At 62.7% G+C, this 19,647-nt stretch carries 15 protein-coding genes; 8 read left to right on the plus strand and 7 right to left on the minus strand.

Features of this window, described 5'->3' with window-relative positions; all coding sequences use genetic code 11:
• Positions 1 to 32 precede the first annotated feature (32 nt).
• The gene (locus RCH09_RS09085) at positions 33 to 239 is read right to left on the minus strand and encodes a hypothetical protein (protein ID WP_326940756.1); all 207 of its coding nucleotides are present in this window, start codon (positions 237 to 239) and stop codon (positions 33 to 35) included.
• A gap of 271 nt (positions 240 to 510) precedes the next feature.
• Here RCH09_RS09085 and RCH09_RS09090 point away from each other — a divergent pair, with 271 nt between their 5' ends.
• The gene (locus RCH09_RS09090; protein ID WP_326940757.1) at positions 511 to 1,710 is read left to right on the plus strand and encodes an EAL domain-containing response regulator; all 1,200 of its coding nucleotides are present in this window, start codon (positions 511 to 513) and stop codon (positions 1,708 to 1,710) included.
• Positions 1,711 to 1,767: 57 nt separating this feature from the next.
• On the plus strand, positions 1,768 to 2,937 hold the full coding sequence (locus tag RCH09_RS09095) for a patatin-like phospholipase family protein (RefSeq protein WP_326940758.1): 1,170 nt from the start codon (positions 1,768 to 1,770) through the stop codon (positions 2,935 to 2,937).
• Between the two features lie 12 nt (positions 2,938 to 2,949).
• Here RCH09_RS09095 and RCH09_RS09100 read toward each other — a convergent pair whose 3' ends face one another.
• Together RCH09_RS09100 and RCH09_RS09105 are read right to left on the minus strand one after the other, a co-directional pair.
• Complete coding sequence (locus RCH09_RS09100) at positions 2,950 to 6,864, minus strand: translocation/assembly module TamB domain-containing protein (RefSeq protein WP_326940759.1); 3,915 nt, start codon at positions 6,862 to 6,864, stop codon at positions 2,950 to 2,952.
• The gene (locus tag RCH09_RS09105; protein WP_326940760.1) at positions 6,854 to 8,608 is read right to left on the minus strand and encodes an autotransporter assembly complex protein TamA; all 1,755 of its coding nucleotides are present in this window, start codon (positions 8,606 to 8,608) and stop codon (positions 6,854 to 6,856) included. Before RCH09_RS09105 ends, RCH09_RS09100 begins: the two co-directional genes overlap by 11 nt.
• Before the next feature lie 118 nt (positions 8,609 to 8,726).
• Here RCH09_RS09105 and RCH09_RS09110 point away from each other — a divergent pair, with 118 nt between their 5' ends.
• Positions 8,727 to 9,026: a hypothetical protein gene (locus RCH09_RS09110; protein ID WP_326940761.1), complete on the plus strand. Its 300-nt coding sequence runs from the start codon at positions 8,727 to 8,729 to the stop codon at positions 9,024 to 9,026.
• A gap of 148 nt (positions 9,027 to 9,174) precedes the next feature.
• Positions 9,175 to 10,239: an extracellular catalytic domain type 1 short-chain-length polyhydroxyalkanoate depolymerase gene (locus RCH09_RS09115; RefSeq protein WP_326940762.1), complete on the plus strand. Its 1,065-nt coding sequence runs from the start codon at positions 9,175 to 9,177 to the stop codon at positions 10,237 to 10,239.
• Between the two features lie 30 nt (positions 10,240 to 10,269).
• Here the strand turns inward: RCH09_RS09115 and RCH09_RS09120 are convergent, their stop codons facing one another.
• Positions 10,270 to 11,412, minus strand: coding sequence for a metallophosphoesterase (locus RCH09_RS09120; RefSeq protein WP_326940763.1), 1,143 nt, complete (start codon positions 11,410 to 11,412; stop codon positions 10,270 to 10,272).
• A gap of 231 nt (positions 11,413 to 11,643) precedes the next feature.
• Between RCH09_RS09120 and RCH09_RS09125 the strand changes: the two genes are divergently transcribed.
• Entirely contained in the window at positions 11,644 to 12,069 is a 426-nt protein-coding gene (locus RCH09_RS09125; RefSeq protein WP_326940764.1) for a CopG family transcriptional regulator, read from the plus strand.
• A gap of 26 nt (positions 12,070 to 12,095) precedes the next feature.
• Positions 12,096 to 13,262 carry an extracellular catalytic domain type 1 short-chain-length polyhydroxyalkanoate depolymerase gene (locus tag RCH09_RS09130; RefSeq protein ID WP_326940765.1) on the plus strand — a complete coding sequence of 389 codons (1,167 nt, stop codon included), beginning with the start codon at positions 12,096 to 12,098 and terminating at the stop codon, positions 13,260 to 13,262.
• A 2-nt stretch (positions 13,263 to 13,264) separates the two neighbouring features.
• Here RCH09_RS09130 and RCH09_RS09135 read toward each other — a convergent pair whose 3' ends face one another.
• From RCH09_RS09135 to RCH09_RS09145, 3 genes are all read right to left on the minus strand, one after another.
• The gene (locus RCH09_RS09135; RefSeq protein WP_326940766.1) at positions 13,265 to 14,674 is read right to left on the minus strand and encodes an NAD(P)/FAD-dependent oxidoreductase; all 1,410 of its coding nucleotides are present in this window, start codon (positions 14,672 to 14,674) and stop codon (positions 13,265 to 13,267) included.
• Between the two features lie 95 nt (positions 14,675 to 14,769).
• Entirely contained in the window at positions 14,770 to 16,095 is a 1,326-nt protein-coding gene (locus tag RCH09_RS09140) for a dicarboxylate/amino acid:cation symporter (RefSeq protein WP_326940767.1), read from the minus strand.
• A 91-nt stretch (positions 16,096 to 16,186) separates the two neighbouring features.
• Complete coding sequence (locus tag RCH09_RS09145) at positions 16,187 to 16,633, minus strand: DUF2721 domain-containing protein (RefSeq protein ID WP_326940768.1); 447 nt, start codon at positions 16,631 to 16,633, stop codon at positions 16,187 to 16,189.
• Between the two features lie 219 nt (positions 16,634 to 16,852).
• Between RCH09_RS09145 and RCH09_RS09150 the strand changes: the two genes are divergently transcribed.
• The gene (locus RCH09_RS09150; protein ID WP_326940769.1) at positions 16,853 to 17,635 is read left to right on the plus strand and encodes a 3-hydroxybutyrate dehydrogenase; all 783 of its coding nucleotides are present in this window, start codon (positions 16,853 to 16,855) and stop codon (positions 17,633 to 17,635) included.
• Between the two features lie 288 nt (positions 17,636 to 17,923).
• The gene (locus tag RCH09_RS09155; protein ID WP_326940770.1) at positions 17,924 to 19,426 is read left to right on the plus strand and encodes a PAS domain-containing sensor histidine kinase; all 1,503 of its coding nucleotides are present in this window, start codon (positions 17,924 to 17,926) and stop codon (positions 19,424 to 19,426) included.
• Positions 19,427 to 19,647: the final 221 nt, after the last annotated feature.

The following is a 19,647-nucleotide window of genomic DNA, read 5'->3' on the forward strand; positions in this document are numbered from 1 at the left end:
CCCAGCACGCGTAGTCGGCCCGGCGCCTGTGATCAATAGTGCGAGCGTGTATCGGAAAACTGGGTCAGCTTGTTGAAGTCAAGTTGCATTTCCAGCAACTGCTCGGCGCGCACCAGGCGCACCAGGCTATGCAGCGCCTCCCGATATTTGCTGCGATACCCTTCGCTGCTGCTCGCGTCCTGTACAACATCAACCATGATGTCGATGACTTCCGATGAGGTGAGTACTTTGGTGGTCATGAGATGCTCCGGATGAATCGGACCGGCTGGCGCCATCGCCTGCACGGTCCGGGTACACATTGGTCGCACCAGCACCGGCGATCGTTCCATGTCGAAATTGCAAAAATTCTGCAGGCATCGGACGGACTTCAGGGCGGCAGGAAAATGTTAATTTGCAACTATTACGATCTTGCCTTTTTGAAACTAAGGCCGTGCCATAATATTGTCCGATTGCCGGCCAGAGCGCGGCAGCGTGCGATTAAAAACCGACCCGACGACGCTGAGGACATGGATGAACATTGAGGATTTGAATTTTCTGGTGGTACAGGGCGACCTGTTTCAGCGCCACTGGTTGAGCATCCTGTTGAGCAATCTGGGGGCAAAGAACATCATTGACGCCCCCGACGGGCAGGCCGCGCTGGCCATGTTCCAGGACCGTTCGCAGAAAATCGACATCGGCTTCATCGACATGCACATGTCGAACATGGACGGCATGGAGCTGATCCGGCACATGGCCAAGGTCGACTGCGACACCGCCATCATCATTTCCGGCGCGGTCGATCCTGCGCTGATTTTCTCGGTTGAGACGCTATCCAAGGCCTACGGCATCGATTTGCTCGGTTTCGTGCAAAAACCGATTGCCGCAGAATCACTCGCAACGCTGATCGAGCGCTACGTACCGCGTTCGGTACGGCACGCCAGCGCCAATTCGATCCTGCCGAAATTCACCATCGACGACATTCTGGCCGCCATCGACAGCGATCAGATCGCGCCCTGGTTTCAGCCCAAGGTTGATCTCGTCAGCGGCCAGGTGCGCGGCGCCGAGGCATTCGCGCGCTGGAGCCATCCTGCCTATGGCCTGATCTTGCCGAACCATTTCATTCCGGTCCTGGAACAGCATGGCCAGCTCGACCGCCTGACCACCCGCATGATCGATAAGTCGGCCGCTGCCTGCCGGCGCTGGCACGACGCCGGGTTCCTGATTTCGGTGTCGATCAACCTCGGCTCGACGCTGCTCAGCGACCCGCGCATGGCAGACCAGATCGCCGAACAGGTTGCCGCGCACCGACTCGACGCTCCGTTCGTGATCTTCGAAATTACCGAGACCGCCGCCTGCGTGAGCACGCCGGTGTTTCTCGAAAATATGGTGCGCCTGCGCATGAAAGGCTTTGAACTGTCGGTCGACGACTACGGCACCGGCAATTCGAGCATGCAGCAACTGCTGCGCATTCCCTCTTCCGAACTCAAGATTGATCGCTCATTCGTCGCTGGCGCGGCCGAAAACACCGCGTTGAGCTTGGTGCTCAGTTCGTCACTGGCGCTGGCAGGCAAGCTTGACCGGGTCTCGGTCGCCGTCGGCATTGAAACCCGGCAGGACTGGGATTTGCTGAAAAAGATGGGTTGCACCTGCGGGCAAGGCTTCTATATCGCAAAACCGATGGAACCCGCCGCCCTGCCGGCGTGGATGCATGAATGGGCGCAGTTCTTCTAATCCCCAGGCAAGACCAAAACCAAAGCCCACAGCGGCGGATCATGGTATGTTCGTCGCATGAAAAAGCCAACCCTCCTCCCCTCCAAAAAGCCGCGTGAACAGCGCATTGCCCTGGTGCTACAAGGCGGTGGTGCGTTGGGTGCGTATCAGGCCGGCATCTATCAGGCGCTCGACGAACATGATCTGACGCCGGACTGGGTGGTCGGCACCTCGATCGGGGCGATCAACGCCGCACTCATCGCAGGCAACCATCGGCACAATCGCTTGACGCGCCTGCGTGAATTCTGGGATCGCGTGGCACATCAGGATGCCTTTGATCTGGCCCGCGTCCCGGACGAGGCACGCCGCCTCAACACCATGCTCGCGACCATGGATTCAATGACGCGCGGCGTGCCCGGATTTTTCAGTCCGCGCCCGTTCAGCCTGTTCCCGATGGGGCTGGCGGTGGAACCGGAATTTGCCAGCTTTTACGACACCAGTCCGCTGGCCGCCAGCCTGGCGGAGCTGATCGATTTCGACTACCTCAATTTGCACGAGCGCATGCGCCTGACCGTCAACGCCCTCAAGGTCACCAGCGGAGAACTGGTCAGCTTCGACAGCGCCCGGCAACGCATTGGCGTCGAGCACATCATGGCCAGCGGCGCACTGCCGCCCGGGTTCCCGCCGGTGCGCATCGATGGCGAGCTGTACTGGGATGGTGGCTTGTACTCCAACACGCCGCTCGACACCGTGCTGGACGATGAGCCGCGTACCGACACACTGTGCTTCATGGTGGATCTGTGGAGCGCCGACGGGCCGGAGCCGACCACGCTGGATCAGGTCCAGACGCGCCAGAAGGATGTGATGTTCGCATCGCGCTCGCAACAACACATCAACGAATACCTGAAGCTGCACAATCTGCGCCTGGCGCTGCATGCAATGCATGCGAAGATCCCCGCCGAATTGCAAACCAAGGCTGACATCAAGCACCTCGCGACACTCGGATGCGACAGCATCATGCACATCGTGCGTCTGCCCTATGCCGGACGGGACTGGCACATGGCGTCGAAGGACATCAATTTTTCCAAAGGCTCGATTGCATGGCGTTGGGAGCAGGGCTATAACGATGCGATGCGTGCCATCGGCTCGCGCGGCTGGCTCAACCAGGTGCCCGAGGGGGTCGGTGTGGTGGTCCATGAAGTGCCACCGCATGGCGGCGCACCGATGCGCAAGGTGGTAGCAAGCTGACTGCCGGCGCGATCAATCAAACAGGATGTTATAGAACAGCGACAAGGCGCTGCGCGCGCCGGCTTCTGCCTCCAGCGTCAGCTTGGGCGTCAGCGTGTAGCGCAGATGCAGCACGCTGTTGGCGCTCTCCAGGCCCTGTTCGTAGCTGACATACAGTCGCGCCGAAATCTGCTTGCCGACCGTGACGATGCGCTGCTGCAGGCTGTCGGTGCTTTTCCCGACACTGAAATTTTCCAGTCCGAAGGTCGACGACAGGCGCGACTGCACTCCCGCCGCAGCGCTTTGCGACAACAGCGTCGCCGCAGCCGCCTGCAACACGCCGGCCTCGCCCGTGCCGGCCGCGTCGAGTCCCTTGCCCAGCACCAGCCAGGATAATTTTTCCGCATCGCTGACCGTCGGTTCCGACACCAGCGTGATACGCGGCAGCAGCACGCTGCCACGCACGGCGACGCCGGCCTCGACTTCGCCGCCGCGCCGCATCGCCAGAATATCCAGCGACGGATTGGTCAGCGGTCCATTGAAGCGCATCACGCCCTGCTCGATCGCCAGCTTGCGTCCATAGGCGTTATACGTGCCCTGCTCGAACGCCAGCGTGCCCTGGGCGCGCAGTGCTTCGCGTCCGCTGCTGGTGATGTGCAGCTTGCCGGCCAGCCGGGCCTCGATGCCGCGTCCGGTGAGTGCCACGCCAGCCCCCAGATCAAGCGTCAGATCGAGCGCCGCGACCGTACGCCCGCCACCCTGTTGGGCGCGACCGACGATCACGACGTCGTCCGACAGCTGCGGTGCGTCGGCGCGTCCCAGATCGAAACTGCCTGAATCCGCGCGCACCGTGCCGGAGATGCTGGCGCGCTGCTCGCGCCAGGCGATGTCGCTCTGGCCACTGATGACCAGCTTGCGATCGCTGCGATCGAGCAGCGCGAAATGATCGGCCTTGATCGCAATCAGCGCCTCCGGCTGGCCGGCAGTCAGATTGATCGGCCCGCTGGCCTGCAAGCTGCCGCCGGCCTGTTCGAAACGCAGTTGTCGCACCATCAGGCGTTCGCCATCGAAGCTGCTGTCGAGCACACCGTTACGCAGATCGATGCCTTCATCGGCGAGGAAAACGCGCAGGCCGCTGCCGCCGAGTTTGCCGTTGAAACGCGGCGCCGCCACCGTCCCGCTCACCACAATCTCGCTTTGCAACTGGCCTGCCGTCACCAGCGCCGGCGCGATGATCGGCCCGACCCAATTCAGCGACGGAATGGCGATGCTGGCGTTGGCCGACAGGGCGGCATCCGGCGCCAGCGTCAAGCGCGCCTCGCCGCGTCCGGTGTTGCTGGCGGCGGTCATCGCAATGCGGCCAAGCTGTGCGCCATCGGCCTGCAGGCGCGCACGCAAACGGCCATCGACGGCGTCCACATCGACCTGCAATTGGGTCAGTCCGAGCGCCACGGGCGCGCTGCCGCGCACGCTCAAATCACCCTGTTCCCGCGCGACGTGCACGCTGCCGCTGAGTGCGTCGGCCAGCTTGAGATCCCAGGTCCCGCCCAGTTGCAGATCACCGCCGATGGCGGGCGCCGGCTTGACCAGCTTCAGCAGCGTGGCAGCGGCGACATGGGTCACCCGGCCGCGCGTGACGATGCCGTTGTCATCGCGCAGGAAGCGATCGATCGCCAGTGTCATGCCGTCGACCTGCAAGGCAAAATCATCCAGCGTCACGCGCTGTTGCGCCACCGACAGGGCGGCCGGTGCCTGCAGCTTGACGGCGTACTGGCCGACGCCGTCGACACTGTCGATGCGACCATCCCAGCGCAGCGCCGGACGCAACGCCACCAGTCCGCCGCTGGCGCCGATGCTCCAGCGCTGCGCCGCATCGTTGGAGCGCGCCGACAGCGTATGGCGTGCGGTGGTGCCGCTGGCGTTGAGGGTCAATGCGTTACTGCGAAATCCTGCCGCGTCCAGACCGGTGGCGGCAATTGCCACCTCCAGCGGCGCCTGCGCACGCGGCGATAACGCGACATGCGCGGTCACGCCGGCCAGCGCCGCGTTGGCACTCTTCATGCCGCTGGCAGTCATGTCGAGCAGCGCGCTGTCGATCGAAAATGGCTGGCGCGGATCAATCTGCACCCGCGCGCTACCCTGCATCGCGGCGATCCCGAGCGCGCCAGGCAAGCGTACCTGGTTGCCGCTCCAGGTCAGGTTCAGTTCGGGCGCTGCGAACTTGCCGCGCAGCGTGCCGCTAGCGGTCAGCGCACCGCCGAATCCGGGACCGAGTTGCGCCAGCGCCGGCGCATCCAGCGCGAACTGCAGCGTCGATTGGCCCTGCGCCAGAGCGCCCTGCATGGTCAGCCGATTGTCTGCGGCAATCAGCAGCAGTTTCGGGATCGTGATCGCGTCGGCGCGCAACAGCACATTGCCTTCACCGCCCAGGGGCCGACCCGCCAGCAAGCTGTCGTGCAAGTGAAATGCCATGGCGGCGGTCAGCTGTGGCACGCGCGCGCCGGCAAGGGTGAAATCGCCGCTCAACGCCAGCGCCGGCAGCTGCGCAAAATTGCCGAGATCCTGCAAGCGCAACTGCTGCATCGTTCCAGCAAGCGCAAACGCCTGCGTGCCGTCCAGCGCGATTTTCCCGGCGGCGTTGACCCGTCCGGCCGCCACGCGCAGTTCTGCGCGTTCAACGGCCACCGCGTTATCGGCCAGACTGGCATCGGCGCGCAATGACAGATTGTTGCGCCCGCCTGCATCGCGCAGCGCAACACTGAACTGCTGCTTGCCGTCGGCCTGGCCAATCCCGACCTGGCCCATCAGGCGCGTCGGAATGGCGCGCCGGTCGAGGCGCTGCAGATTCACCGCATTGACATTCAGGGCCAGCGTCAACGCGCCGTTGTCGAATTGGCCGTTGCCTTCGATGCCACCGGCAGATTGGCTGTTCGACCCGAGCGCGACGGCAATATGCGGGAACACAAAGCGTCCGCCGGTTTGCGCAAAATCGAGCGCCAGATCGGTGAACGGGACACGTTGCTGATCAATGGTATCGGCCACAGCGTTGTGCGCCGTCAGCTGCCCCTTGCCATGTTCATCGGCACGCAAGGCGATGTTCAGCGTAGTCGTTGGCAAACCCTCCTGAAGCAGTGCCAGGTCCAGTCCGCGTGCCGACAGATTGGCGTTGCCCAATGGTTCGGGCGAAAACGGCCGCAGTTGCAGCGCACCGGTGACGCGCGCAGCATTGACGGTCAGATCAATATTGGCCAGCAGTTCCGCCAGCGATCCGCTCAGCGCCACGCGGGCGTTGGCGCCCAGCGCCTGCTGTGCCACCTGCGCCTTGGCGATGCTGATGATTTCTGCCTGGACGGCATAGGGCTTGATCGCCGACAGCGTGGCCTGACCGCTGAAATCGCCGCTGGCCGAGGCGCCGTGGGCGTTCAGGCGATCGAGTTGCAGCAAATAGCGGGCACCGTCGAATTCCAGCCGGAAGCCGAAGGCACCCAGCGTCACCAGGCTGAGCGGTCCCTTGCGAATGTCACCGCCCTGCACCAGCACCTGATCGATCTGCAAGTCCAGCGGCAAGGCAATGCGCTCGGGTAGCAACAACGGCTCGGGCTGCTGCTTGATTTTGCTGGTGACCTGCAAGTCGCCCAGGCGCAGCGAAGTCACATGCAAGCGTCCACCGAGCAGCGCCTGCGGTCGCCAGTCGATGCGCAGGTCGCGCAACACCACGGTCTGGTTGGTGCTGTCGGCCGTCAGCCGGGCGATCCGCAGCGGTCCGACCAGCGCTCCCGCCACGCCCTCGATCTTCAGTCCCGGCACCTGCACGATGCGCGTGAGCAGAAGGCGGGCACCGGCTTCGGTGCCGAGCAGTGCCGCGCCCAGCGCGACCAGCAATACCAGCAGCGCCGCCAGTATCCAGAGTCCGATCAGGCTGCGTGGCGTGTGTGATTCAGAAACCATAGCCGACCGAAAAGTGCAGGCGCGGTTTGCGCGTCTCATGGGCGAATGCCAGATCCAGATTGACGGCGCCGATCGGACTGCGCCAGCGCGCTCCGACGCCGGTACCCATCACGGCCTTGAATGCGCGCCACGAGTCGGCCGCATTGCCGGCATCGTTGAACACTGCCGCACCCCACTGCGGCGCGAATTGATAAACCAGCTCGGCGCTGGCCACCGCCAGCACGCGTCCGCCCACCACGGCGCCGCTGTCGGCCACGCCGAGGCTGTTGTAGCCGTAGCCGCGCACGCTCTGATCCCCACCGGTGCGAAACAGCAGGTCGCCCGGCACGCTGGTGCGGCTGGCGCCGAACACCTGCCCGACCTGGGCGCGCAGCAGCGCGTGCCAGTTCGGGCCGAGCGGTTGCAACCAGGTGATGCGACTCACCAGCCGCAGCAGTGATTGCTCGGTCAGCAGGCCGCGCACACCGACACCAACTTCGACCGCGGCAACGTAGCCACGATGGGGATCAAGCAGATTGTCAACGCGCCGCCGTGTCAACGTGGTGTTGGCGATCAGCGCGTGACGACCGTTGACGTCGGCGTCGGCAATGCGCTGGCGCTCGATCAGGTACGACAGCGCGAAACTCAGCTCATTGTTGCGGTCCGGGCCCGTCAGGCGCGCGTCAGTACGGAATTTGTCACTGGTTTCACTGGCGATGTCGGTGCGCTCGAAACGGCCACCGAAGCTGGGCACCCAGCCGTTGGCCAGCGCCGCCGTGGTGACCTCGCCGTCGATCAGACGGGTTTCGCGATCGATGCGCAATTCGGACTCCAGCCGCCAGTCGCGACCAAGAAAATTCCGGTCGAGGAACTTGGTTTGCAGGCGCGCCCCGGTATCGGTCGAGAATCCGCCACCGAGCGACAGGCGACGGCGTTCGTACTCGGTCACATCGACCCGCACCGGCACCGCATCCGGTTTCGACGGGTCCACGTCGATGGTGGCAAACACCGACCTGAAGTAGCCGCTGCCCTGCAACTGCGCCTGCAATTCATTGAGGCGATCCTGTGAAAACGGCTCGCCTTCGCGGATGGGATTGAGGACGTCGATACGACTGCGCGGATAGCGCTTGAGGCCTTCCAGCTGCAGTTTGCCAAAGGTGAAGGCGGGGCCGGAATCGACATCGATGACCAGGGTCGCACTGCGACGCTCCGGATCAATCCGCGCTTCGCTTTGTGGCAAGGTGGCGGCCGGGTAATCGCGGCTGAGCAGGTTCTTGAGCAGCGCATCCTTGATGTCGGTCCAATCGGCTTGACGAAAGACTTTGCCGGTGGCCCGTTCCGCTTGCTGGCGCAGGTCGGCCATGCGCCCGGCTTCGTCGCGCCGTGTAATCGCGCCGCGAAAACGCAGGTCGACCGAGCTGACCAGCGTCGGCGGTCCCGGATCGACCTCAAAACGCGCCACGCGCCGCGCGCCGCCCGGCACCAGCTCAGACTTGATCACCGGTGAAAAGTACCCTTCGGTGGCCAGCAACTCGGTAATTTGTCGGGGTGTGCTGCCAATCAGCCGCTGCAACTCGTCATCGCTCACAGATGCGTCGTTGGCATGGCGCCGGATATCGATGAAATCGTCGATCAGTGCCGACAGCTTGCCAGCGCCGTTGACCTCCACGGCGAAGTTGTTCGCCCCCGGCGCCTGCGCCGCTGCCATCTGCATGCCCGATAGCAGCAGCACCAATGCGACGCATTGCATTCGAAGACAGGACAAGGAAAGGGGCGGAAAAATCATTGCCGCCATTGTAGTGGGTAACGGCGCCAAAATTGTTGATGAACTCCCACCCGGTTCCGGTGCCCAACCATCGCTTCCATCACCAAAGAGGAATCGCATGAGCAAATCAAGCCGGACTGAACGCAACATTGATCGTCTTCCGCCCATCGTCACGCCCGAGGTGGAAATCGACCACGATGCCGTCGCCCGCGCCGAGCATCACCTTGACCAGGCCCTTGGCAACAGTTTTCCCGCCAGCGACCCGGTGGCAGACTTGCCCAAGGAGGAGCCCGCCGACACTGAAACCGCCACGCAGGATGCGCTGGAACATCGACTCGACGAGGCGGTCGCGATGACCTTTCCCGCCAGCGATCCCATCGCCATCTCCGTCGACCCGGCGCCTGTCACACCGCCATGACGCCAGCGCTCGGGGGTTATGTACGCTACAGAACCGAGCCACGCCGGCAGATCGATTAAGTTAAGACCGCTCGTCGCGCACTAGCCGGCCAGTGCGCCCCGGATGCCTGATCCGACCATGGCCCGCGCCTTTTTCAATCCATCCAATCATGCTCAAGAGTTTTAAAAAACTGTGGCTGCGTGGCGTGAAGCAACTGGGAAACGTCCAGAAGACCACCACGCGCAAGCTGATCAAGAATTTGCTGGCCCCGCCCAAACCGGCCAGAGTCGCACGCAAGCCGGTCGCGGCAAAAGCCGCCGCCTTGCCGGCCTGGAGCCGGGCAACGTTAAGCACGCCCGGCAAGCGCATGGAGTACTGGCTGTACCGGCCGTCCGTGCTGATCGAACAGGGCACCCCGCTGGTGGTCATGCTGCATGGCTGCGATCAGACTGCCCTTGAGTTTGCCCACGGCACGCGCATGAATCAATTGGCCGAACAAAAAGGCTTCGGGGTGCTCTACCCGCAACAATCAGCGCGGGCGCAGCGCAATCGCTGCTGGCCCTGGTATCGCAAGGAAATCCAGCAGGGCGAAGGGGAAGTCAAGTCGATCGCGGCCATCATTGCACAGGTATTGGCACAACATCCGTTCGACCCGAGCCGGGTCTACCTCGGTGGCATGTCGGCGGGCGCCGCGATGGCGCAGATCGTCGCGTTGCGTCACCCGCAAATGATTGCAGCCGTCGGGCTGCACTCCGGACCGGTGTTTGGCGCCGCAACCAGCAGCGTCGGCGGCTACGGCGTAATGCAGCTGGGCAGTCTGGCGATGGCAGCCACTGCAATGCGCCAGTTCACCGAGGCGAGCGGCGAGCGCTTTCCGCCGATGCCGGCGATTCTGATCCAGGGGCAGCACGATGCCGTGGTGCGACCCGTCAATTTGCATCAGCTTGAACAACAATTCTGCGAACTCAACGGCTTGACCAGCGCGAACCGCCAGCCTGCCACCTTCCGTCCGGCCGGTCGCAGCGCGCATGCCGCGCATGCATTCGATACGCGCGATTACCGGGTTGGCCGAAAAGTGATGCTGCGGGTGTGCGAAATTTCGCGCCTGAGCCATGCCTGGAGCGGTGGCGATCCGGGCTACCGCTTCAATGAACGCAAGGGCCCGGACGCCAGCCGCATGATGTGTGCGTTCTTTCAGCACCATCGACGTCTGCCGATTGCGCCCACGCCATGAATGCGCAGTGCCGCGACCGATGCAAACCGATCACGCCGCCGTCAGGCGCAGCAAGGTAATTTCCGACGGCGCGCCGAAGCGTTTTGGCGGCCCCCAGTACCCGGTGCCACGGCTGGTGTACACCCATAGCTGCTGCAAGCGGTGCAGGCCAGCGACGAATGGTTGCTGCAGCCGCACGAAAAAATTCCACGGCAAGAACTGGCCGCCATGGGTATGACCCGACAATTGCAGATCGAAGCCGGCCGCGGCGGCGGCCGTTGCGCTGCGTGGCTGATGCGCCAGCAGGATGCGCACCCCGGCCTCTGCCGGTGCGCCGGCGATCGCGCGCTGCGGGTCGCTGGACTGCAGCGGATCGAAATGCCCGGCGCTGAAATCGGTCACGCCACCCACCAGCGCTTGTGCCGCACCGTGTGCCAGCATCACGTGCTCGTTCATCAACACGGTTACACCCAAGCGCCGCAGCTCGCTGACCCAGGCCGCGGCGCCGGAATAGTATTCATGATTGCCGGTGACGAAAAAACTGCCATGGCGCGAACGCAGTTGCGCCAGCGAGGCAACCTGGCCGGCCAGCTCCGCCACGCTGCCATCGACCAGATCGCCGGTGATGGCCACCATATCGGCAGCCTGTGCATTGACGGCCGCAACGATACGTTCCAGATACGCACCGCGGATCGTCGGGCCGACGTGGATATCGCTGATCTGCGCGATCAGAAAACCCTGCAGCGCCGGCGGCAACCCGGCAATCGGAACATCGACGCGGACCACCGTGGCGGTCCGGCGCGCACCGACAAAACCCAGCACCGTCATCGCCAGACTCGTCATCCAGACTGCCAGCGCGCTGTAATCGCGCAGTGCAGCGCTGTCGGTGAGCCCGGTTCGCACTGCATTGACGGCAACGACAGCCAACAGCAACACATCGCGCGCAAGCGTCAGTACCAGCAGCGATGAAAACAATCCCATCGCCAGCCAGCCCAGCAGGATCAGCGGGTGGGCGGCGCCGCGCGGCCGGGCCGGACGAAAACGCGTGGCCAGCCCGATTCCCATCGGCATCAGCCAGGCCGACGCCAGCAGCGCCGCCAGCAGCGTCACCATGGCCACCGGCCAGCCCGCCAGGGACGGCAACAAACGTGCGCCGACATACAGATGCAGCAACAGGGAAATGACAGACAACATGGCGATCCGATACTGGCTCAATGGCGCGCAGACTGCGCAAGCATCGCAGATGAGGCAGTACGGCAACGATTCAAGGAGCGTCGCGCGACTTTCCACCAAAACCAGCGCAAGTCGAATCCAGCCTTGACTCTGCGCCTGAAGCCCTTATACTTCCATCCATGCAGATGGTTTGCAGATGGTACAGAGATGGCAAATTGCTATCCAGCGAGACTAAACCAAAAGGACAACCCCATGCGCGCAGTAACCCCGCCACCCCGATCCACATCCCGCATTGCCGAGAGCGAAAAGATCACGATCAATCTGGGAATGATCGATCTGGGCCAGATTGATTTGCTGGTTCAGGAGGGGTTTTATTCCAATCGCACCGACCTGATCCGCACCGCCATTCGCAACCAGTTGGCCACCCATGCGGACGTAATGCGCCAGACCGTGGCGCGCAAAAGCCTGGTGCTCGGACTGCATCACTATTCCCGCAGTGACCTGGAGGCGGCCCAGGCGGCCGGGCAAAAACTGCAAATTCAGATACTGGGACTGGCAAGCATTGCCAGCGATGTCAGCGCCGAGCTGGCGTTGGCGTCGATCGAATCCATCGTCGTGCTGGGTGCCTTGCATGCCAGCGACGACGTCAAGCGGGCCTTGGCCGACCGCATCCAATAACGCAGCACCCTGGAAAGGACTACCCCATGAAATTCAACGACGACATGCTTGATGTGATGCGAAAGGCGACCAGCCTTTTGCAGTCCGGCAAACAACGTGACGCCAACAATGCGATCACCCGTCTGTTGCAACGTGTTTTACCCGGCGGCTTGCCGCAAGCGCCGGAAAACCCGGCGATGAAAGACATCAATCCACCGCCTGCCGATCGCCCACAGCATCGCGACGCGGCACCCGCCGCGACAGCGTCGCCCGCCGCAGTGGTTCCTGATTTCGTGGCCGACATGCTCGAGACCTTTGGCATCCGCAATCCGCTCGAAGAAGCCGTCCGGCGCGACGACGTCTCGCCGATCGTGCCCGGGCAATTCCTGTCCGATTCACTGACCAACGCGGCCGGCACGCGCAAATACAAGCTCAATGTCCCTGCCGCCTGGACGGGCAAGGCGTTGCCACTGGTGGTGATGCTGCATGGCTGCACCCAGGATCCGGATGATTTTGCCGCCGGCACCGAAATGAATGCACAGGCCGAGCTGACGCCCTGCCTGGTGCTGTACCCGGCGCAGTCCCAGGCGGCCAACAGCTCACGCTGCTGGAACTGGTTCAATTCGATCGACCAGCAACGCGAACAGGGCGAGCCGTCGATCATTGCCGACATGACCCGCACGGTGATCGCCAAATACAACATCGATCCGCAACGGGTGTATGTCGCCGGACTTTCCGCGGGTGGTGCGATGGCGGCGATCATGGGCAATTCCTACCCTGATCTGTATGCCGCCGTCGGCATTCACTCCGGCCTGCCGGCTGGCGCCGCCACGGACCTGGCGAGCGCATTGCAGGCCATGCGCGCCGGCATGAAGGAACGCCGTTCGGCCACCGGCTCGGGCACGATGCCGATCATTGTCTTTCATGGCGACAGCGACAAGACGGTCCACCCGCGCAATGGCGAGCAACTGATCGCGCAGCATGTCGGCGCCGACAGCGTTGCCCTGATCGAAAGCGGGAATGTGCCAGGCGGCCACCACTACACGCGCACGCTGCATCACAATCGGCACGGTGACCCGGTGGCGGAACAATGGCTGATCCACGGCGCCGGACACGCGTGGTCGGGCGGCAGCAACAAGGGTTCCTACACCGATGATCGCGGTCCGCAGGCGACCCGCGAGATGATGCGGTTCTTTGCGACCCGAAAAAGCTAAGCTCAGTGCAGCTTGATGCGCGGCACCGTCTTGCCGCGCAGCCACTGCGCCATCGTATCTAGCACCGTGCGCAGGAACCCGTGCAGGGTCACCAGATGCGCGCGATACAGGCTGACATACAGCAAACGTGCCAGCAATCCTTCGATCAGCAGGGTACGACCAGTCAGCCGGCCCATCAGATTGCCAATGGTATTGAAGCGTCCCAGCGACACCAGCGAGCCCTGATCCCGGAACCGGAACGCGGGCAAGGCCTTGCCATCGATCCTGCGGCCGATTGCATCGAACAGGAAATTGGCTTGCTGGTGCGCCGCCTGGGCGCGCGGCGGCACGGTCGCGTTATGTTCGGGCCACGGGCAACTGGCGCAATCGCCAAGCGCAAAAATGTTGTCGTCGATTTCGGTTTGCAGCGTTTGCCGCACCGGCACCTGGCCGATCTTATTGACGGGCAGTCCGATCTCGCCGAGCACCGGCGCGACCTTGATGCCGGCGGCCCAGACAATCAGATCGGCACGCAGATTCTTGCCGCTGGCCGTCAGGACGGCGTGCGGTTCGATGCGGGTGACACGCTCATCGGTGAGCACCAGGATATTGAGTTCGTCGAGCAATTTGGCGGTGCCGAGCGCAACCCGTTCCGGCAACGGCGCCAGAATGCGCGGTCCGGCTTCGACGATCGTCAGCCTGACATCATTCTGGCCATCCAGCCGATGCAAACCGTAGGCGCCGAACACCTTGGCCGTATTGCGCAGTTCGGCCGACAGCTCAACCCCGGTGGCGCCGGCGCCGATGATGACGACGTCCACCCGCGCACGTTCGCCGGGGGCCTTGTCAAGGCGGGTCTGGGCGCGCATGCAGGCGGAAATGAGACGCCGGCGGAAGCGTTCCGCCTGGCTGACGGCGTCCAGCGACATGGCATGCTGTTCGGCGCCCGGCACGCCAAAAAAATTGGTCATGCTGCCGATTGCCAGCACCAGTGTGTCGTAGGCCAGGGCGCGTGGCGGCAACACCTCTTCGCCGTCTTCGTCGACCACGGCCTTGATGCTGACCTGCCGGGCGCTGCGGTCCAGCCCGCACAGTTCGCCTTGCTGGAACTCGAAATGATGCCAGCGCGCCTGCGCCACATAGTCGGTCGAATGGGTATTGGCATCCATGCTGCCGGCAGCGACTTCATGCAGCAGCGGCGTCCATAAATGCGACGGAGCGCGATCAACCAGCACGATGCTGGCGCGACCGCGGCGACCGAACCGGTCGCCCAGCCGGGTGGCCAGCTCAAGCCCGCCGGCGCCGCCGCCAACGATGACGATGCGTGGGCAGGCCGACTGGCCGGCGCGCGCCGCGCCATTGAAAAAAGCAGGATCGGGGAGTGGTTCGGGCGGCGCGGCGGCCGCTTCACGCAAATGCGGTGCAACAGTCATGACTCAACCTGACTCGATGGCATAGGGACCACCCATGATGCCACAGCCTCCATGACTGTATCGAATGGCGTTGCGCGGTCGCGTCGCTTGCTGGATTAAATTGGCGCCTGCGGCACGCCATGCGTCTGTTCGGCCAGGACTTCCGGCTCGTCCAGCGCGATCGCGTCGGGATGATCCAGGGTCTGGGTCAGGCGGGCCATGTCGACGTCGCCGGTCCATTTGGCGACCACCACGGTGGCCACGCCGTTGCCGATCAGATTGGTCAGCGCCCGCGCTTCGGACATGAACCGGTCAATCCCCAGAATCAGCGCCAGCCCGGCCACCGGGATGCCACCGACGGCCGAGAGCGTCGCCGCCAGCACGATGAAACCGCTGCCGGTAATTCCGGCTGCGCCCTTCGACGTCAGCAACAGCACCGCCAGCAACGTAATCTGCTGCGTCAGTGACATCGGCGTGTTGGTCGCCTGCGCAATGAACACCGCGGCCATCGTGAGATAGATGGCAGTCCCGTCCAGATTGAACGAGTACCCGGTAGGAATCACCAGCCCGACCACCGATTTCTTGACGCCCAGATTTTCCATCTTGACCATGATGCGCGGCAGGACCGATTCGGACGACGAGGTGCCGAGCACGATGAACAGTTCTTCCTTGATGTACTTGACGAATTTCCAGATGCTGAAACCGTGCGCCCGCGCAATCGTACCAAGAACAACGAAGATGAAGATCAGGCAGGTGCCGTAAAACGTACCCATCAGCTTGCCCAGCGACAGCAGTGACCCGACCCCATATTTTCCGATGGTGAATGACATCGCGCCAAACGCACCGATCGGCGCCAGCTTCATAATGATGCCAACGATGCCAAACAGCACGTGCGAGATTTTTTCGATGCCGTCAAACACCAGCGTGCCACGTCCACCAAAGCGGTGCAGTGCAAAGCCAAACAGCATCGAGAACAGCAGCACCTGCAGGATCTCGCCCTTGGCAAACGCATCGACCACGCTGACCGGGATGATGTTCATCAGAAATTCAACGGTGGTCTGCATTTTGCCGGGCCCGGTGTAGGCGGCAATGCTCTTGGCATCGAGGGTGCTCGGATCGATGTTCATGCCGGCGCCCGGCTGCAGCACGTTGACCAGAACCAGGCCGACAAACAAAGCCAGCGTACTGACAATTTCAAAATACAGTAGCGCCAGCCCGCCCGTCTTGCCGACCTTTTTCATGTCTTCCATGCCGGCGATGCCAATGACCACCGTACAGAAAATGATCGGCGCGATGATCATCTTGATGAGCCTGATGAAGCCATCTCCAAGGGGCTTCATGGCTGCGCCGGCCTCGGGATAGAAGTGCCCAAGCAACACCCCCAGCACAATGGCGCACAGCACTTGCAGATACAGCGATTTGTAGAACGGTGGGCGCGTCATGGGGGCTCCAGTTGACATTGTCGTAACTGGCCACAGTCTGTGCCGTCCGGGCACGCTGCGCAATTGCGGTTTACCACATGCCCACGACCAATCACGGAAGCGGCGGATGCACCCTGCGCAACGTCAGCGTGCGCGTGGCAATGAAGATCTCGCGCATGAAGAAGAACAGGCTGCCTATCAATGACAGCATCGCCAGCACGAACAGGCTGCCGATGAAACCACCCAGATTGAGATCAAAGGCATCGCCAATGAACAGCGCAGCAATCACCAGGCAGACCAGCAGTGCGCACAGGGTACTGAGTGTGATGGCGCGATTGATCAAATGGCCGCGCCGATACAGTACGTTGATTTCTTCGCTGTCAAACGGATCGGCCCGGCCGGCTTTGTGAATCCGGTCTTCCAGCACCCGTGCGCGATCGATGATGCGCGCCAGCCGGTTGGTCAGCACCATCAGATTGGTGCCGACACCGGTGAGCAGAAATACCGGAGCGATCGCGAGCTGGATGATATGGCTGATGTCGCCGAGCTGAATTTGCATGGGGGTGTTCAATCAGTGAATTGAATGGTTTCAACGAAAATCCGGCGCCGTCGAAAAACGTCTGCAAAGTCTAACAGTACCGCTCCGGGGCGCCAAACGCGACGTCTGCCGAGTACGGTATAGTTCTCCCTCCAGCCGGCCTGCCCGGCACGGCCCAGTCAATCTCTTGCAACCCCTTACCGTCAGGGTTGCCACATCCACGCAAATAAAGGAACGCCCATGTTACTCAAAGACAAAGTTGCGGTAATCACCGGTTCGGCCAGTGGCATCGGCAAGGAAATCGCCTTCGAATACGCCAAGGAAGGCGCCCGCGTAGTGATCGCCGATCTGCAACTGGAAGCAGCACAGGCAACCGCTGCCGAGATCGTCAAGGCCGGCGGGCAAGCCATGGGCGTGGCCATGGATGTCACCAGCGAAGAGCAGGTCGACAAGGGTGTCGCAGACGTGGTCGCGGCCTGGGGTGGCGTCGATATCCTCATCAGCAACGCCGGCATCCAGATCATCAGCCCGATTGTCGACCTGTCGCTCGACAAGTGGAAAAAAATGCTGGCGATCCATCTCGATGGCGCGTTTCTGACCACCCGCGCCTGCATGCGCGCGATGATCGGCGGTGGCAAGGGCGGCTCGGTAATCTTCATGGGCTCGGTGCATTCGCACGAAGCGTCGCCGCTGAAAGCGCCGTATGTCGCTGCCAAGCATGGCCTGATCGGTCTGGCCAAGGTGGTCGCCAAGGAAGGCGTGAAGCACAATATCCGCTCCAATGTCATTTGCCCGGGCTTCGTACGCACGCCGCTGGTCGACAAGCAGATTCCCGAGCAGGCCAAGGAACTGGGTATCAGCGAGGCCGATGTCATCAAGACCGTCATGCTCAAGGACACCGTCGATGGCGAATTCACGACGACTGAAGATGTCGCGCGAACGGCAGTGTTCCTTGCCTCGTTCCCGACCAACGCACTGACCGGTCAATCGGTCGTGGTCAGTCATGGCTGGTTCATGCAGTAAGCGTAATGTGCGCCGCGCCGGTTGCACGCCGGCGTGGCATTACCCGATTATCGCAAGATGCTGCACGTATATCTTCCGATATTTTGCGTCCGCTCAATACATGGGCATGCACCTGCATCAAAGGGCGCAGCAACGCATCCTGCAAATCAACACCTTTGATACTATCTTCGCGATCTTTCCGAACGCCAGTCTGATTGCCTGATATGGCGAACTGGCAGTCATGCGTTGCCCGCCGACATGCTGTGCATCGGCCCGGCGCACACCACTCCGACCACTCATTTCTGACAAATGCGACCGGTATCCGCTTCTCGACATCAGCGTGAAAACGTTGCCAGCCCGACGCTTGTTCATCGGCTTGCGACCGGCGCGGCCTGGTTGCTGATGGCATCGGGCATCGCCGTCACCGTGCATTTTCTGCTGCGCGTACCCTCCATTGAACTCAATCCGCTCGCTCTCCTGCGGGGCAGCACTGCGGCGCGGCCAGCGGCAATTGACTTGCTGCTGGTCCTCGGCTGCCCCATTGCCAGTCTCCTGTTGTACCTGTGCAGTTGGCATGCCAAACGCCACCGCAATGCCGCCGGACGCGCGGCGCAGAACAATGGGCGCGCGCTCAAGTACAGCGAGGCACGCTTCGCGGCGCTGGTGCATCTCGCCACCGATGCCATTGTCGTGGTCGATCGCAGGCAGCGCATCCTCGACTTCAACCCTGGCGCAGAACGCCTGTTTCGCACCAGCGCCGCAACGGCGATCGGCATGCGGCTATCGCATTTCCTGCCGCAACGCCTGCATCGCGCCCGCCGCACGCTACTCAAAGCCCGTTGCCACACCCCCATCGACCTGTTCCGCATTGATCGCCACCAGGGTGGTTTTGCCGTACGCAGCAACGGTGAACGCTTCCCGTTTTCCGCAACCGCATTCAGGAGCGGCAACCGCGACACCGTGACCTACACCATCCTGTTTACCGAGCTCAACGGTGATGACGAACCCTCCGCGTTGGCGACAACACCGGACGGCGCAAGCAGCGCCGGTAGAAGCCGTTGCGGCCAACCACCAGGGCAACGCTGGCAACCGGTTCACTCCGTGCTGGGCGAGGCGAGGCGCCAACTGCACAGCCGCATCATGCGCCTGGACCGGGCCCGCGAAGAGCAACAAAAACGTCTGGCGCGTGAAATGCATGACGACTTCGGGCAACTCCTCACCGCCATGAAAATGGATGTGATCTCGCTGCAAACCCGGCTCGAGCAAGTCGATGCAAATCTGGCCCGCCAGCTCGACGGCATCGATGGCCTGATCAATGCAATGGTCGTCTCGGTGCGGCGCATCATGACCGATCTGCCTCCCCAGATCATCGCGCAGCACGGCTTGTTCAAGGCCCTGGAGCTGCTCGCCGACGGTCATTCCCGGCGCCATCAGGTTGCGGTCAACCTGCATCTGCCCGCCACACCGACCGAGCTGCCCGATGAAATCGCCACGCCGGTGTACCGGATGGCGCAGGAGGCACTCAACAATATCGCCAAGCACGCTGTAGCCGCCACGGTTGAGCTGCAACTGCGCTTGCAGGACGATGCGTTGCATTTGTCGATTGCCGACGATGGTCAGGGCATCGCCGTCGACGCCGCTGACAATCCGGGCTGTTCCGGTCTGGTTGGCATGCGCGAACGGGTTAGTGCCCTGCAGGGTGCGATGCAGATCCGCAGCGCACCCGGCAACGGCACGACGATTCAAATCTCGATCCCGATCCGGGCAACGCCGGCTGACCACCCAACGACAGCGCCCAGCGACTCCGTTTGACTCATGGAGGAAAAAGTCGCGCCAACACAACGCCCGCATCGCATCACCAGCGGGCCTTGTGGAATATCAACAAACGCAAAACCCTCTCGGTTATGTTTCGTGACCGGACCATCAATTTCATCGATCCCGCGTGCGCATTTGTGCCCGACGAACGGCCCGTGCCTGCAGCTTGCTGAACGGGTACGGCAACGCCTTCACCTCACATTCGAAAGCCAACGGCA

It is taken from the genome of Actimicrobium sp. GrIS 1.19 (genome assembly GCF_035984655.1).
Classification (GTDB): domain Bacteria; phylum Pseudomonadota; class Gammaproteobacteria; order Burkholderiales; family Burkholderiaceae_D; genus Actimicrobium.